Source organism: Pseudomonas baetica (assembly GCF_019733355.1).
Lineage (GTDB): Bacteria > Pseudomonadota > Gammaproteobacteria > Pseudomonadales > Pseudomonadaceae > Aquipseudomonas > Aquipseudomonas baetica_A.
In genome coordinates this window covers 1-330 of record NZ_JAIHLQ010000164.1, presented here as the reverse complement: position 1 = coordinate 330, position 330 = coordinate 1, and the positions used below count along the sequence as shown (strand labels likewise).

Genomic DNA, 330 nt, shown 5'->3' with positions numbered 1-330 from the left:
AAGCGGCGGTAACTACGAAAACCTCGTGGCCGACAAAACACCAGTCAGCACCACCGTGACTGACACTGTCGACACCACCAACCTGTCGCTCAGCGCGACCGACTCGGTCGCCGAGGGCGGCTCGATCGTCTACACCGCGACCCTGACCAATGCCGCTGGCTCGCCAGTCACCGTGACTCTGTCCAACGGCGCAGTGATCACCATCGACGCGGGCAAGACCACCGGCACTGTGACCGTTCCGGCTCCAGCCGATGACGTTTACAAAGACGCCGGCAAAGTCGAAGCAACCATTTCGACTGCCACGGGCGGCAACTTCGAGAACCTGGTGCC

The 330-nt window shown here is 62.1% G+C and carries 1 protein-coding gene; it reads left to right on the top strand.

All coding sequences use genetic code 11. The features are described from left to right. Positions 1 to 330, top strand: a 330-nt coding sequence (locus K5E40_RS34575) for an immunoglobulin-like domain-containing protein (protein ID WP_409339164.1), incomplete at both ends; no start/stop codon positions are given.